General features: G+C 47.7%; 11 protein-coding genes. 6 read left to right on the top strand and 5 right to left on the bottom strand.

Going from position 1 to position 16,184, the window contains the following annotated elements; genetic code table 11:
• Positions 1-34 precede the first annotated feature (34 nt).
• Positions 35-403, top strand: coding sequence for a hypothetical protein (locus tag ACXAGQ_RS23430; protein WP_475257192.1), 369 nt, complete (start codon positions 35-37; stop codon positions 401-403).
• A 41-nt stretch (positions 404-444) separates the two neighbouring features.
• On the opposite strand, the gene ACXAGQ_RS23425 is transcribed toward ACXAGQ_RS23430, so the two are convergent.
• Positions 445-2,493 (bottom strand): methyl-accepting chemotaxis protein, encoded by a 2,049-nt coding sequence (locus tag ACXAGQ_RS23425; RefSeq protein WP_475257190.1) that lies wholly within the window; start codon positions 2,491-2,493, stop codon positions 445-447.
• Between the two features lie 831 nt (positions 2,494-3,324).
• Here ACXAGQ_RS23425 and ACXAGQ_RS23420 point away from each other — a divergent pair.
• Both ACXAGQ_RS23420 and ACXAGQ_RS23415 read left to right on the top strand, forming a co-directional pair.
• Complete coding sequence (locus ACXAGQ_RS23420; RefSeq protein WP_475257188.1) at positions 3,325-4,290, top strand: TDT family transporter; 966 nt, start codon at positions 3,325-3,327, stop codon at positions 4,288-4,290.
• A gap of 97 nt (positions 4,291-4,387) precedes the next feature.
• Positions 4,388-4,774, top strand: coding sequence for a DUF2799 domain-containing protein (locus tag ACXAGQ_RS23415; protein ID WP_475257187.1), 387 nt, complete (start codon positions 4,388-4,390; stop codon positions 4,772-4,774).
• A gap of 117 nt (positions 4,775-4,891) precedes the next feature.
• On the opposite strand, the gene ACXAGQ_RS23410 is transcribed toward ACXAGQ_RS23415, so the two are convergent.
• Together ACXAGQ_RS23410 and ACXAGQ_RS23405 are read right to left on the bottom strand one after the other, a co-directional pair.
• Positions 4,892-6,328 carry an IS1182 family transposase gene (locus ACXAGQ_RS23410; RefSeq protein ID WP_475251115.1) on the bottom strand — a complete coding sequence of 479 codons (1,437 nt, stop codon included), beginning with the start codon at positions 6,326-6,328 and terminating at the stop codon, positions 4,892-4,894.
• Between the two features lie 1,456 nt (positions 6,329-7,784).
• On the bottom strand, positions 7,785-8,954 hold the full coding sequence (locus tag ACXAGQ_RS23405) for a p-hydroxyphenylacetate 3-hydroxylase oxygenase component (protein ID WP_475257185.1): 1,170 nt from the start codon (positions 8,952-8,954) through the stop codon (positions 7,785-7,787).
• A gap of 182 nt (positions 8,955-9,136) precedes the next feature.
• On the opposite strand from ACXAGQ_RS23405, the gene hpaA reads away from it, so the two are divergent.
• Positions 9,137-10,012 carry a 4-hydroxyphenylacetate catabolism regulatory protein HpaA gene (gene hpaA / locus ACXAGQ_RS23400; RefSeq protein WP_475257184.1) on the top strand — a complete coding sequence of 292 codons (876 nt, stop codon included), beginning with the start codon at positions 9,137-9,139 and terminating at the stop codon, positions 10,010-10,012.
• A gap of 74 nt (positions 10,013-10,086) precedes the next feature.
• Here the strand turns inward: hpaA and ACXAGQ_RS23395 are convergent, their stop codons facing one another.
• Positions 10,087-10,311, bottom strand: a complete 225-nt coding sequence (locus tag ACXAGQ_RS23395) for a hypothetical protein (protein ID WP_475257182.1) — start codon at positions 10,309-10,311, stop codon at positions 10,087-10,089.
• 172 nt (positions 10,312-10,483) lie between these two features.
• Entirely contained in the window at positions 10,484-12,496 is a 2,013-nt protein-coding gene (locus tag ACXAGQ_RS23390; protein ID WP_475257181.1) for a heparinase II/III domain-containing protein, read from the bottom strand.
• Positions 12,497-12,854: 358 nt separating this feature from the next.
• On the opposite strand from ACXAGQ_RS23390, the gene ACXAGQ_RS23385 reads away from it, so the two are divergent.
• Together ACXAGQ_RS23385 and uxaC are read left to right on the top strand one after the other, a co-directional pair.
• Positions 12,855-14,630: a sodium:solute symporter family protein gene (locus ACXAGQ_RS23385; RefSeq protein WP_475257179.1), complete on the top strand. Its 1,776-nt coding sequence runs from the start codon at positions 12,855-12,857 to the stop codon at positions 14,628-14,630.
• A 106-nt stretch (positions 14,631-14,736) separates the two neighbouring features.
• Positions 14,737-16,143 (top strand): glucuronate isomerase, encoded by a 1,407-nt coding sequence (gene uxaC, locus ACXAGQ_RS23380; protein ID WP_475257177.1) that lies wholly within the window; start codon positions 14,737-14,739, stop codon positions 16,141-16,143.
• Positions 16,144-16,184: the final 41 nt, after the last annotated feature.

Here is a 16,184-nt window from a genome sequence, read left to right as displayed (position 1 = left end):
CCGCATTCCCAACCTCTTGCTACGAGACGAATGCATGATTTCCCTAAGACTACCAAGTGTCATCTTCGCCCTATTCATGGGTGCTGCAACAGTCACCAACGCTTCTGTCAGCCCCCTGTCCACCGTCACTTCTGCCGGACAGCTGCACGGGGTGTTGGACTCTTGTCAATTCTTCGAAACACTGCCAGAGATGACCATCCAGCGAGTCAGTGATTATCTGATCCAAAGTACGCTCACGGCAGACAATACCGATCATCATGTCGCATGGGTAGAAGCTCGGGTGGAAGGTCGACAATACGCCGATAAACTGCATATCGCCAACAACAGCCTCCATGATGCCAAGTGCAACGGAATTGTTGAGTCATTCTGGAATGGCACCCTACCAACAATAAACAGGGACTAAAAAGCCCCTGCTAATTAGCCCCAGTATGGCCTGATGCGAATTTAGTGAGATGCTGTTATAGCAAATTCACTGGTTTCTGGTGACTGATTCGTAGGGCGAATGTGGAACTTATCGACTTCCAATGACAGCTCGGTCATTCGTTGTTTGATTAGGTTCATTTCGTCATGAATATCCGCAATGGCCTGCATGGTATTACCGGCTAAATCCAGCAAGCCATCAACGTCAACATCCACGCTATGGGCCGTTTGAGATTGCTGGCCCGCGGCTGTCGCGATCCCAATATTGAACTCAGCGATTTCATTGACATTCCCAATCAACCCTTCGACCAAGGCTCTGGCTTCAGATACCACGCCTTGGGTTTCCACCGTAGCTTCACGGCTTTGCTGCATGTTGATATAGGAAGCCTTGGCATTCTGGGTAATGCCATCAAGCAACTGGCGAATATCTTCCGTCGATGTCTTGCTGCGCTGGGCTAAAGTCCTCACTTCATCGGCAACAACGGCAAAACCCCGGCCTTGTTCTCCCGCCCTTGCAGCCTCAATCGCCGCATTAAGCGCCAGCAAATTGGTCTGCTCTGATATTGCATTAATGGTATCCAGGATATCGGTTACCCCTTCCATTTGCTGCTCGAGCGTTTCAATACACTGATAGGTTTCATTTACACTTTCCAGCAAGCGAGAAGTGGTTTGCTGCGACTGTTCACTTTGGGCATAGCTAGACTCGGCACTCTCGCGAGCCAGCTCAGTACTTCGCTGGGCCTCGCTCGTGATCCCCGCCACCTGCTCACTGGTTTGAGCCATTTCCGTCATAGCAGTCGCGATGCTGTCACAGCGGGTATGGGTTTGCTGACTGTCGGTTCTAGCCAATGCAATCAACTTGACCATCTCGGCCATTTCTTGCTGAGTTTGGCTCGCAACCCGGTGGGCTTTGCTCAGGGTATCGCTGACGCTGTCTGATAACCTATCCAGTTTCTTGCCGATTTCGCCGATTTCATCATCGCGCTCGTCAGCCAAGCAGATAGTAAGATCCTTCGTTGCAGCCATAGTCGACAACTTCTCTGAAAACAGAGCAACCCGCTGAGTTAATCGCTTAAGAGAAACAACGGTAAAGCCAATCAGTGGCACAACCACCAACCCAACCATACCTGCAAAAAACCACAGCTGATTAGTTACTTGCTGTTTTTCAGCCTGCACCTTGGCAGACAGCTCTGCTGACATGTGATCCCGCAAGCCTTTCACAGCCCCTATTCTTTCCGTAGCTAGACCAAACCAGCTTGGCGCAGATGGCCCAGAAACAGCAGAAAGTGAGGCTTTCTGGGCGAGAAACTGTTGTTGGATCGTCATCACTTTTTGCCAGGTCGAAGAACGTACAATATCTTCCAGCTGCTGCAAGTGCTGCCCACTGAGTAGTAAACGCGCCTGCCGAACCGCATACGCTTCATCATTAATGTAGGCTTGGATTTGTGCATAACGGTCGAGACCAGACTGTTTGCTGGCAAACACACCATTGAGTGCACCCCGCGCCATACCGGCTTGCTCTTTGGTGATCAATAATTGCAACAAGCCCTGCAACTCCTGTTTAAGCTCCGCGTTACTGATTTGCGCCAGCAGAATCGAAAGGTTATCCAATGCCAAGCGATTAATATTGGAATAGTAAGCAAACGGGGAGTCGACCAACTGCAAGCTATCGACTTGTTGACGGATACCTTGCCGCTGATCCAGCTCTGAACGAACTGCATCGAGCAATGGCCTGACGGCTTGTGGTTCGAGGTATTGTGGAGTGAAGGCAAGTAGAGATTGGTAGGCATTGTCAGCCAAAGTTCTTTGATTTCTTAGCGCCTGAACTTGGGGCCCCTGTCCTTTGGCTCCGATCACCCCCGCAGTTAACCCACGTTCAACAGCAAATTGGTGGGCAACTTCATCGTAAAGATGAAATAGCGCGACAGTTTCTTGGGCGATATCGGCTTGAGTATGCTTTTCTGTTAGCTGATAAGTTTGCCAGCCAATAACAGACAAAAGCAGTAATGTGGGAACAACAAAGGTGACGAGCAAGGTTTGGCGTATGGTCAATTGCTTGAGCGGGTTGATCATGGTTAACCTCTTGTTATGTAAATTCCTTTTACAAATTTAAAATAGCAAATAAAGGTTACGATATCCGGTACCCCCATCACCAATTGAGCAAATATTGAACTGACTCAAAAAAACTGTGAATGATTGCATTAATCACTGTTTTTGCACGCTTAAGCACCATTTGTTGACAAAACAATCAATTAACAAAGAGATTTACCATAAAGTTACCCACCGTTTTTGTGGATAACATTAAACAGCCTTTTAAAAACAGCAATTTAGCATTTTCAAGAAAATACCGCTAATTTTTTAGCGACAAAAGAAAAGCCGCACCATTGCAGTGCGGCTTATTTATTATCTCTATTCTGTTGCCCTAGTCTACCTACACAGCACACATAGAGCGTTGATTGAATTACAACTTTACAACTTGAGGCTTCACCACTCATTACGTTGAGTTTGCCGTGCCCGATACAGTCACAAGTTTAAATCGGACATCAATAGTTTTGGTGAAGAAGTATAATCACTTTATTTGTCACTTAACCAAATTGTAGTACTAAGCAATACCGACGCTTAGTGTGGTTGATTCACATCAACCGGCTCCCTGTACCCTTGAGCCAAATGAATGAAACAGCTCATTCCTCCGTAAGCTATATATGAATAAGCTCATTTACAGGTCACAAATTAAATATGGTACTAAAATCCACTTTTAGCAAACCCAAAATGCCAAATCTTCTACCAAAATGTGACTCACTCCAAACTGTGTTTTGATCCATCCCACGCTACCTCACGGGGGATCTAGTGTAGAATGCCTTCTTTCCAGTTTGATTCATGTGCAAAGAAGGTTTTTTTAACTCAATGGCAGCATTTACTAATGCTTTGATACACATTCCAACAGCCCAAGCCGCACTGGCTTTAGCCTCTATGGGGACAGGTCTTGCCTGGTCACTGTACTTTCCTGATCATGCCAATTGGTACCGCGGGATAGGTGCACTCATCGGCGTCATCCTTCTCACCCCTGTGGTACTGAAATACCTGTTCAACCCCAAACGCTTTATTCAAGATCTCCGCCATCCGCTCTACGGCAGCTTGATGGCACCCATGTCGATGACCATGCTGGTCTTATCCGACTACCTGTCTTCGTTGCATGTTGAAGTCGCTCGTTTGCTTTGGTACCCCGCTTTGGCCCTGCATATGTTCATGATGGGTTTCTTCTTTTTCTGCCAAATCAAGAATTTTCGCCTCACCAATATGTACCCAAGCTGGTTCCTGTACCCCGTCGGGGCGATCAGTGGCACTTTGGCTGGGCCTCAACTCGGGCATCATGACTTTGCCTTGGCCATGACCGATGCCTGTATCGCGATTTATTTTTTGATGTTGCCTGTTGTCCTTTACCGCCTATGCTTTGCCGGACGACTACCAAGGCCAGCAAGACCGACGCTTGCCATCATGGCAGCCCCCGTCAACCTGTCTTTGACCGCCTACCTGCTCAACGTCAGCGAGCCGGACCCAGTATTGACAGGCGCTCTGGCGGGTGTCGGGATCACCATGACGATCTTGGTATACCTGTGCTATTTCAACCTGCTCAAACAACGCTTCCAGCCATCGCTGGCTGCGGTGACCTTCCCCTCAGTGATCAGTGCCGTTGCCCTTGAGCGTCTCACCGATTGGTTTGCTATCTACTACCCGCATTGGTCTTGGCTTGAAAGACTGGGGATATTTGAAATGATTGTGGCGACCGGATTGGTACTCTGGGTCGGCTGGAATTACCTTGGCTATTACTGGCCTCGCACCGCCCCCTCCCGATTGCTTTCCAGTAATTGAGTAAAAAACCTTAACGATTAAACGGGCTTTTATGCCCGTTTTTTCATGGGGATATATAATTAAAGTGTAAATTCACATTTGCTTGCGGAGGTAGACGATGAAACACCTAGTTTTACTTGTAGCTGCCCTCAGCTTAGCGGCCTGTACCGGTCAGTCCTACGACACAGAACTGGCCCAAGAAAACCAATGGAAAATGCTTGGAGTCAAAGACGGTGAAAATGGCCGTCTGGTGCGCACCGAGAACGAACTCAATAGACTAAGCGAAATGCCTGAAGGCGCTATCAACGATTACCGCCTAGGCTACCAGCAAGGTATTGAAGATTACTGCCTGCCTTACAAAACCTACAAACACGGTAAGCAGGGGCAACAATATACCGGCCAGTGCCTCAATACCGAACACGAAACGCTCGCGATCCAAGGTTGGGAAGCCGGCTACAAAGAGTATGTCTCCGAACAAGACTTGCTCTGGCTAAACAACGAATAACACCCATCAAAAAAGCGGCACATTTTCATGTGCCGCTTCAGATTGCTGACGAACCCCACTTTTTAAGTGGGGTTCTTTTTAGAGAGCGGCCGTAGGCCGCGATCGCGATTTTTTTACCTACCAGCTCGGTTGGAGGCTCCTTTGCTCTTCTCGCCTGATATTGACTCGTATTAACCTAATTAGAGCGTTTATAAGGCCTATTTTCTGTAAGCAGCCCAGCACCAAGGCCATCTTCTTGATATTTTGAGCAGCAGCGGCCAACCAACATTGCATCTGCACCTTGTTCAACCCCCGGAACCGTGCATATCGGTGACCATGATGCTGTTTCGCATCTGCGAAGCTTCTTTCTACCGTTTCTCCCCTTCGCCGATAGGTCCTTTTACCATAAGGTGTCAGCCGTATTTTGTTTGCTCGTTCCACAGCCTCCGCGTAGATATGCCGGGTTATCACCTTCTTCATTGTTTTGCTTTGGGTGCAGTCATTTCTCATCGAGCAGAGCTCACACTCCTTGGGGGCCGAGTGGTATTCTCTGTAGCCTTCTCTTGACGTGGTTTTATAGATAAGTTCCTGGCCATTTGGGCACAGGTAAGTGTCTGTTTCTTTGTTATAGATAAAGTGCTTCTTCTTGATAGCATTCTGGGTGCGAGGCGGCCTACGGTAACCAAAGAGGCCAAGGATTTCTCTTCGTTCAAGGCTCTCAGCAACAGGAGCCGTGAAGTATCCAGCATCAAGGCCTACGGCTATAGGATTCAGGTTGAACTGGTTGAGCGTGTAGTCTAGCCGATTGATATAAGGCTGGGAGTCATTGACGTTACCTGCGGTCGCATAGGTATCGACGATAATCCCATGCATGCCATCGACGGTGCGGTGGTCAAGGTAAAAGAACCCTTGCGGCTTGTTATCCCGCGTCATAAAGCCGCTTTCAGAATCAGTCGTGCTCACTTTGGTATTTTTGAGCTTAGGCTCTGATTTTCGCTCAGCTAAAGGTTTTTTCCCTTCGGCTTCCCGCTCCTTGGCCACATCTTCGTTGAGCATCTCAAGGTAGGCACTGGTGCGGACAGCTTGCTGTTCATTGGTAAATTTCTTCTTGTTAGCATTGGCTTTGAGGTGGGTGCTGTCGGTGAATAATTCATTCCCGGCGACGAGCCCTTTATCCATGGCCTGGAGTACGATATTGGTAAAGATGCGTTCAAAAATATCCGTCCCGTTGAAGCGGCGGATGCGGTTTTGGCTGAGCGTCGAGGCATGGATAACTTTCTCTGTCAGTGACATGCGAAGGAACCACCGATAGGCCACATTGACCTCGATTTCTTTGACTAGCTGACGCTCGCTCTTGATGCCAAAGATGTAGCCCAGCAGGATGATTTTAAACAAGCGGACGGGGTCAACAGGAGGCCGGCCATTGTCTTGGCAATATAGGTGAGCGACTTCGTCTCTAATAAATTCGAAATCTATAACTTGGTCGATTTTACGTACGAGATGATGCTTCGGAACCAGCTGTTCCATTGTGACCATTTCGAGTTCGTACTGTTGGGGTGAGGGTTCTTTTAACATGTCGAGATATCCATATTTCGATATCTCTATTAGATCAAAGGCCTAGCTTAAAAGCCAGACCTTTGTCATCAGTCTGAAGCGGCACATTTTCATGTGCCGCTTTTTCTCTTCCTACCAGGTTCCCAGCCTCTCAGGCATTACCGTAGCCCTTATTTGAGGGGTACATAGTAGAAATCAAAATCCGATTTCCCAGACAATTATGCGCTTGGTTTGTCCTGCTTGGCTTTTTGTTCTTCCGCTTTTAGGCGAGCCAGAAAGAGTTGGGAAAGGGCTAACATCTCAATCATTTTGCTACCTCTGTGTGTAATTAACTATCAGAAAACGAGAGAGATACTACAAATAAATGTGACATAGCTCAAAGTAAATTGTCCATTTCATGTAAATAAGCAACAAAAAATGGCGAATGGCGCTAGTAGGATGATTTCCTTCCATTGAGAAATTAAATGAAGCATCCCCACTGGTATTTATTACTCTGAGATGAAAAATAGCTTTTTCATATTTTCCACCCATCTCACATCAACCACTTTAATAGATTTAGATCAAGAATCGGAACGATAATGCAACCAACTGAATATAAGTGTCAACTTCCATTCAGGTTAGACCACTATGCTGGTATCAGTATCTGTTTAAGGAGAGAACGATGAAACTCAGTGATATCAAAAGCCTCCGGCAGCTTAACAGCCACTACCAAAAGAATACTCAGGGTAGTATTCATCGCCGGAGAAGAAGCCGAGTTAGAGAAGAGAATCCGATTGATGATTTAGCTGAAACAACGATCTGGGCAGGACGCAACCGAAGATACAACACGGCGAATACGTGACCCCTCTATTTTAATTTCTACTTCCCCGAAAGAAAAAACGGCCCTGAGCTTTCACTCAGGGCCGTTTCCCGTTCCTAATATCCTGGGTTCCAAGCAGGATATTCACTGGGTTTCCCCAGTAGGTCTCAATCATGCAAATGTATTGGTAGACCTCTCAACCGCACTCCCCCGTTCTAAGGAATGTGGCACTTTGTTCGCAAAATGATGCTCTCAAATCTTAAAGGCAATTTATCACATAATTTTATTAATGCAAAAATTATTTGAGTGATTACTGTTTTTTTTGATTAAAATCATCAGTAACTTCATTATCTGTTGATTGGATTGAAAACTGCTTTACAACATGCAGTTTCATAGTAACTGAATTACCCTTCCCTTAAACCATCACCAAAAACAAATTAAACTCATTAAAAACAATAATTTAAAAACTCAACACCTTTATCTTATGGGGACAATACATATCAGAAATACGCTCCCCTTCCGCAGTTCAAAATGTAACCTACGTTTTCGCTCAACAAAAGTTGAATGTGATGACTCTTAAACGAAAAAAGCCCCCGAATCGGGGGCAAGAACACAACAAAGCTATATCTACGCGCCTTGAAACAAAATAAAAAGCACATCACTTGAGCAAAATCATCATTAGACCATGCTAGGATCCGGCTCCAGGCCCATCAACTGGCGGCCTAATATCTGCGCACACACATCGTAGTCGGTATAGGCATGAGCAGCTGTCATGTGTGAATCGCGGAACAGGCGCTGCCCTTCATTGTCATTAAACCAAGACATACCACCCATGGCTTCAAACAAGCGATCAACAGCTGCAATACACATCTTCACCGCATAAGCCTGGTTAGTCCGCCAGTAAGCCAATGTCTCGGCCGATGGGTATTCTTTGCGCTCGCCATGCTCTTTATGGTCTTCCCATGTCTTTTCAAGGAAAGCACGAGCAGCCGCGACTTGGTGGGTAGATTCGGCAACGCGCATCAATGCCGGTGTTGCCGCCCCAACTTTTGCCCCTGTATAGGCACGTACACGATTTTTGGTCTTTTCCTTGTAGACCTCCAGCATTCGCTCGGCAATCCCTAAACTGATAGCCGCGAAGCCACAGGCAAAGTAAGGTCGGTAAGGGGTATAGAAGATATCGCTGTCAGGGTACAAGTCGAATCCCGCCGAGCGGCCTTCCATCATGCCTTTGGCCGTTTCAATACGATGCTCGGGAATAAACACATCTTTCAACACTAAGGTTTTAGTCCCACTGGAGCGCATACCTGCGGCGAACCAGTCATCAATAATGGTGTATTCATGGCGCGGTACAACCCCGAAGCAATAAACCTTGTTGCCACTGACATCGGTGCGGTTAAAGCCAAGAATGGCCCATTCAGCATGATCACTACCACTACTCCAACGCATGTTGCCATTGAAGATCACCCCACCCTCTGCCTCTTCAGTTTGCCCAAAAGGAGCAATACTGCTGCTAGCGGTGGCATCAGGGTTATCCCCCCAGAATTCTTCTTGGGCCTGTTTGGAGAACATTGCCATCTGGTGGCTGTGCGTCGCCAGTAAGCTTGCCCCCCACGCCGTACCACCACAAGCTCCAGCCAAAGCGGCTACACAATCGGTAAACTCCGGTAATGAAATCTCCGAGCCGCCGTACGCCTTGGGCTGGAAAGCGCGGAAAAAGCCAACTTCACGCAACAGGCGGATATTCTCTTCCGGCGGCGTACGGTCCAGTTCAGCTTGCGCCGCATTTGCGGCAATAGTCGGTAGGATCGCTTGCATTTTATCTAGCAGGGGATTAGGTCGCTTCATGTCCAGTTCCTTTTGATTGTGAGCTTTGCCGTTTCTTCTTCGCGGCTTCTTTGCATTCATTATGGGAAATGGCCCCGCCGTGTTAAATGGATGTTACAAGTATTCAATTGTACTTTTCGCGGGTTTAGATAACATGTTAACTATCACTACTATAATAAAATCAAAAAACAGAAGGTCCCGCTATGGAAGCACTTACAATCCCCAACCTCAATATCGGAAAAGTCTACGATTCACGCTACAGCGACAATGAATTTCACCTTGAGCGGCTAAACAGCCTCGCCCTGTTTTTTGGCCGCAACATGCCAACCCACTACCACGACCGTTACTACCAAATCCATTGTATTTTGGAGGGCAACACCCATGTGCTGCTCGACCAGTCCCACTATTCAATGCATGGGAAAACCTTGTTTTTCACTCCGCCCACCGTGCCCCACTCTTTTGTCACCGACGACCATGCCAGCGGGTTTGTTATCACCGCCAGCCAGCAGTTAGTGTGGCGGTTATTGGATATCGAGATTGGCCGCAATGATATTGCCTCCACAGCGATGCAGCCTTTTTGTATCCCTTTGCCTGAGTCTTCACCGCTAGAAATGTTATTTGAAATGCTCGAGAAGGAATCGACAGGGCAACAGTTCATGGCAGAGTCTGCCAGCCTTAGCTGGCTGCAATTAATCCTGATAGAGATAATACGCTACGCCAACAATCAACAGGTATCGACCAGTTATCGCAGCACGGATGTCAACGTGTTCAATCAATTCAGCGTATTGATTGAAGAGCACTATCGCTCCCATTGGGCGTTGCCACATTACGCTGAGCAGATCGGGCTTACCACATCTCGGCTCAATGATATCTGCCGCAGGGTCAGCGGCCTGTCTTCTAAACGAATAATCACAGACCGGATCATGCAAGAGGCACGCCGGATGCTGCTGCTCACCGCGATGTCTATCTCTGAGGTTGGCTACGAACTTGGCTTTACCGATCCGGCCTATTTCGCCCGATTTTTTCGCAAAAATGCCGGGGTCACGGCTTCTGCATTTCGAGAAAAAGGCAGAGGCTAAAAAAGCACACAGGCTAACCTGTGTGCTTTATTCAACCAGTAAGCTTGAAGTAGCTTTAAGTTAACAATTGGCGTTTATGGATACATCGGATCCCAGAATGGGTCATCCAACCAATTAACTGATGGTTCAGATGGGTGCGGGTCATTTTCCAGCAACCAGTCATGCAAGTCTTGCTGGTGATCGGTGTTAATAAAGTTGACATCGGCTTTCACCAACTCGCTCCAAATATGATTATCGATGTAATCATTGCCTTCAGGCGTCGCCCAGAAACGAATTTTTAATGAAAACCCATGTAGCACAAAATCTAAGGCCGAGATATTTATGCCAGTTCATGAGAACGTCATAGAAGAGGTTTCGTTCCCCCGCACCAACAGCCATTTCAGCCAGGTTTTATATTTTTCTTATCAAGCCATAAAAAAAGGCCAGCACTAATATGCTAGCCTTGATTGCTCTTGACCGCTTTTGAATATACTAAGAAGCGCAATGCAATGATTGGTAACTCATGCTGTCTTGAGAAAACGTCACTTTGACCGAGTGAAGTTTGCCATCGCGGTCAAGGCTAATATAGGCACTTTCTCCCACCCACTTCACATCTACACTATCAAGCGGTTGATGGCTGTCCAGATCATGGACAACGGCGGCTTTGAACTGTAATTGCTGGCTTCTCAACAACATGTAAGACAAGTTACTGGTTGCCGGGTTATCCGGAGCCTGACCCGTCAATAACACCCCATCAGCGGCAACAAAGCATTGATAAGCTTCATCCCCTTCAATCGCGAAATGTTGTGCTGTCACGCCCGATACAGATTGGACTTTAGTATCCGTCATTCGGGCAAGAGGCCCCTCTAACGGGTTTTCACATTTCACCGCAAGCGGGCTTAGCTGGTGCTCGCCGCGTACATGCCAGGTTAAATCCAATTGCTGGCCATGGGGATTGTGCACTTGGTTAATTTCAATAGCAGCATTACCGAGCCAAACGACACTGCGGCGGAACCGGACATCACGATATGCTTCTTCGTCCCAATGTACCAAGGTATGGCTATCCAATCCTGGATGAGCTTTAGACCAATCAACCACGGTGTCTAGGCAGGTAACATCTTGCGTTTGTTTGAAGCTCAATACTTCTGGGATCGCCGGTGGCTGGTTTTGCTGGTTTACCGCCAAGGTATTGTGGGTCGCAGTATTCTTGTAATAGCCGTAGTGCAGTTCGGCACCGTATCCAGTTGTGCCTAGATCAGGTAGGATTTCCTTGCCGTCACAGCAAATAATGAGCCCCAAGCGGTCATAATGATCATGCTCGCCACCGTAAGGCGTGTGCTTGACCAGTAGCATGTTATTGCGGTTTTCATCTTTACAGATTGTCAAACCGACACCCGGCGCATGAATTGACTGGGTCGTCAGCGGCTCGGCGTCAGGCAATTCATCAACCCCGTATAGCAGGGCATCGATATTATCGCGGCTTTTATTCTGGTAAATGCTGCTCAGTGCCGAAGCAAACAGCGGATGCTTGAACTCACTGTAAGCATATTCGAACAAATGCGAGTGAGTCAGTACTTCCTGACCGGCAATACAGTCATTCAAGCGAGGGAAGCGGCCATCTATCTGCACTAGCTGCAGCGGGAAAGCCAGCATTTGGAAGAAGCTCGGGTGATCTTTAAGTGAGTACACACTACCACGCGCCATCATTTCATAGCCCATCAAAGCCTGAAGCGCGTAATAGTGATAGTGGATAGAACCTTCGAACCACAGTCCCTCGCCAATAATGCCATGCTCCAACTGATAACGAAGGCCATATGGGCTATTGACGGCAAAGTCGATAAAACGCTGCTCGTCCAGTAACAAGCCAATCACCCCGATGGTCGAGCTGATTTTCATTTCATGGTTATGCAGCTGGTCACTGCGATGCTGCATCATGAACTCTGCCCCTTCCCGCAGCAGGTTCTGCTCAATGTGATCTCGCTCTTCGGCAGTCAGTGCCTCACGGACAAAATCATAACCCCGGGCGAAATCCATATGGCAGTTAGCCTCGCATAAGGTCTGTGCATTGGCTTTGCCCGGCCCGTTGTAAGGGATCCCACCGTGCTCTTCATAGTCAGGGTAGTGATCGGCATACCCCATCAAGATCTCGCGCACTTTATCGAAGTATTTCTGCTCTCCGGTTAAATGCCACAACAGGCCAAGCTCATTACAGGCTTTGGAGTTCAAACCGTTAAGCCAGCGCCACCACGCGCCGTCATAAGGTTCACCGGTAAACACCTTGCCATCTACTGGGCAACGGTGTTTATCCGGACTATTTCTTTGCCAATCAAGGCGAACCCCATGTTCAGGACAGAAATAATACAGATTCCATGTCGCCCGAGAATCTGGCGGAACCAAGGTCTCCGATGTCAAAACTGTCTGATTGTTCTGGATCAAATTATCAATGATCGCTGAGCAATCCTTGGTTTTGATCTTAGTCATTTCTTCGCTAGAAAACTGAAGCATGAAACACCCGTTTTTTATGAACCAGTGTTTCAATTATACACAAACAACAAGACCTTTGGTAAAATTTACGCAAAAAACAAGTCAGAAAATATTCAAGAGAAAGAACTTAAGCTCAGTTATATCAAAGGCTTTTAGACCTTAAACGACTAAGCTGTTGTTATTCAATGACAATCAAAAACCGCATACGAAACAACACAACCAACAAAAACAAAATCATGTTTCAATTTTTTCTTAAGTGGATTTTGATCACAGTTTTATCGCTCGATAACACATAAAATTCGCCACATAAGATTTTCAACTATAAATCGCAACAGCCCAATCATCGAACGCAATGATTGGCATAAGCAAAGAGAGCACTATGAATACAGAGATTATGGTAATAGGCGGCTACTTTATGCTGATGATTTTCATCAGTCTCGCCTTCAAAAAAATGGCCAGTAACTCTTCTAGCGACTACTTCCGCGGGGGCGGCCGAATGCTGTGGTGGATGGTGGGGGCAACCGCCTTCATGACCCAGTTCTCGGCCTGGACCTTTACCGGGGCCGCAGGTAAAGGCTTTAACGATGGCTTTATGGCCACGGCAGTATTCTTTGGTAATACCCTTGCCTACGGTGTTTCCTACTTATATTTTGCAAAGCGCTTCCGCCAGACCCGTGTTGATACCCCAACTCAGGCTGTGCGCAACCGCTTTGGCACGACCAATGAGCAGTTCTTTACCTGGGCGATTATCCCTCTGAGTGTATTGAACGCCGGTGTTTGGCTAAATGGCCTATCGATCTTCGTGGGTGCCGTGTTTGGTTTCGACATGACAACAACCATCTGGATCACAGGCCTTGCGGTACTGGCTATCTCGCTACTAAGTGGCGCATGGGGTGTGGTGGCATCGGACTTTGTTCAAACTCTGGTTGTTGCCATCATTTCTATTGCTTGTGCCGTTGTCGCCCTTATCAAAGTCGGTGGTCCGGGTGAAATTGTCGCCAACTTCCCATCTGACTTCATGATGGGTCCAGATATGAACTACGGCCTGATCTTTGTTGGTACATTCCTGTTCTTCGTGGTAAAACAGCTACAAAGTATCAACAACATGCAGGATTCTTACCGCTTCCTGAATGCCAAAGACTCCAAAAATGCCAGCAAAGCAGCACTGATGGCGATGGGCCTAATGGCTGTGGGTAGCATCATCTGGTTCATCCCGCCATGGGCATCTGCCATCCTATACCCAGAAGCGGCAACGCAATACGCATCGCTTGGCAACAAAGCTTCTGATGCGGTCTACCTTGTATTTGCTGAAAATGCAATGCCATTGGGTACTGTCGGACTACTAGTAGCCGGTCTATTCGCCGCCACCATGTCTTCAATGGATTCGGCACTAAACCGTAACTCGGGCATCTTTGTTCGCAGCTTCTGGACCCCAGTGATCTGCAAGAACAAACCAACCAGCGAAAAATCACAGCTACGTGTTGGCCAGATTGTATGTGTGGCAAACGGCATCGTGGTTATCATGATGGCCCAGCTATTTAGCAGCCTGAAAGAGCTAAGCCTGTTTGACCTGATGATGACAGTTTCAACACTGGCTCAGTCACCAATCCTGGTTCCACTATTTATGGGTATGTTCATCAAGAAAACACCTAAGTGGGCAGCATGGGCGACAGTGGTCTTCGGTATGTTCGTCTCTTGGCTATGTATCAATGTCTTCACGCCTCAGGCTCTGGGCCAGCTGCTGGGTATCGAGTTTACCGGTCGTGAAATTGGTGAACTACGCACCATGATCACCATTGCAGCTCACTTGTTCCTGACCGCAAGCTTCTTCTGGGCAACTACCCTGTTCTACAAAGAAGAGTCGTTCACCGCAGAAGAGAAAGCTGAGATCAACACCTTCTTCGAGAACGTTGAAACCGAGTGTGTTGCAGACGACTCTCAGGACGAGTTCGACAAAATGCAGCGCGAAAAACTGGGCACCATCACCATGATGATGGGTGTGGGTCTGCTGGCCATGGTACTGGTACCAAACCCGCTATGGGGTCGAGCCCTCTTCCTAGGCTGTTCGGGTATCATCCTGCTGACGGGCTACCTGCTTAAAAAGAGCGCCCAGAGCAAGCCGGAGTCAACAGCTGAACTGGCTGCTCAGAACTAACCGCTGAAATATTGCCAACCAATGCCGCCTCACTGACCTGAGGCGGCTTTTTATTTTTACCAAGCTTCCATGCCAGTTAGGCTAATCGTTCATTGAAGAGTATGTTATGAAGAAGCCTTTTCTTGATCAGCACTTTTTGCTGCACACCCCAACAGCGCAACACCTATATCACAGCGTTGCCAAAGACCTGCCGATTATTGATTATCACAACCACCTTAGCGCCCAGGATATCTACCACGATATCCACTACCGCTCTATCGCCGATGCATGGCTCTCCCATGATCATTATGTTTGGCGGGCAATGCGCAGTAACGGGGTGGATGAGCACTACATCACAGGTGATGCGAGCGATTTTGAGAAATTTGAGAAATGGTGTGAAACCGTTCCTTATTTAATCGGCAACCCTTTCTATCATTGGGCCCACATGGAATTGCAGCGCTACTTTGGTATTACCGAACTGATCTGTCCTGAGAACTGTGACCAAATCTGGCAGCAGTGCAATGAACAGATCAGCGGCAACGGTTTTTCAACCCAGCAGCTACTGGAGCGAATGAATGTCGAGTCGCTGTGTACCACCGATGATCCGTTGAGCGATCTTCGCTACCATCGTCATTTAGCGGAAACTGACTTCAGCGTGAAAGTACTGCCAACATTTCGGGCCGACGATGTCTTCAATATCGACAACAGCAAAAAGTTCGTGACCTGGGTGGCCAAACTCGCTTCAACCACGGATTCAAGAATCCAAAATATCGATGAACTGTTCAAAGCATTGACACAGCGGTTTGATTACTTCCACCAGCATGGCTGCCGTTTATCAGATCTTGGCCTCAAGACGATACCCTATGCAGATGGCACACTGGAAGACGCCAACCAAGCCTTGATTAAAGTGCTGGCTGGCAAGCCACTATCAGACCAAGAGATACAGCAATTCAAAACCCAGCTATTCCTGTTCTTGGGCCAGAAAAACCATGACCTTGGTTGGGTTATGCAGATCCATATTGGTGTCTTGCAAGACACTAACAAACGCCGGTTCGAGCAACTCGGCGGGGCGACAGGTTTTAGTGCTATCGACGATACCTGCATTGCGCAAAACCTTGGCAAGCTCCTAAGCTCGCTGGATTACCAGCACTCCATGCCCAAGACCATCCTGTACTGCCTGAACCCGAAAGATAACTATGTACTCGGCGCTATGATTGGTGCGTTTCAGGATAGTGATTGTGGACCCGGCAAAATTCAGCTCGGGGCAGCCTGGTGGTTCAACGATCAGAAAGACGGCATTATTAACCAATTAAAAACCCTAGGTAACCTCGGTGCCCTTGGCCGGTTTGTCGGCATGCTGACCGATTCCCGAAGTTTTCTCTCCTATCCCCGCCATGAATACTTCCGTCGTATTTTGTGTAACTTGATCGGCGAGTGGGTTGAGCAAGGCGAGTTGCCAGAGGATAAAGCGCTATTGGAGCGATTGATAAGCGATATTTGTTACCGCAATGCCAAGGGATACTTCGACTTATAGTGTCGTGAATGCCTAAAAAGGCCAAGTCACAGAGTGACTTG

The sequence above is a fragment of the Photobacterium sp. ABD4_091 genome (assembly GCF_056160145.1).
Note: the sequence above shows the minus strand (reverse complement) of the source record. Positions and strands in the feature narration are given on the sequence as shown.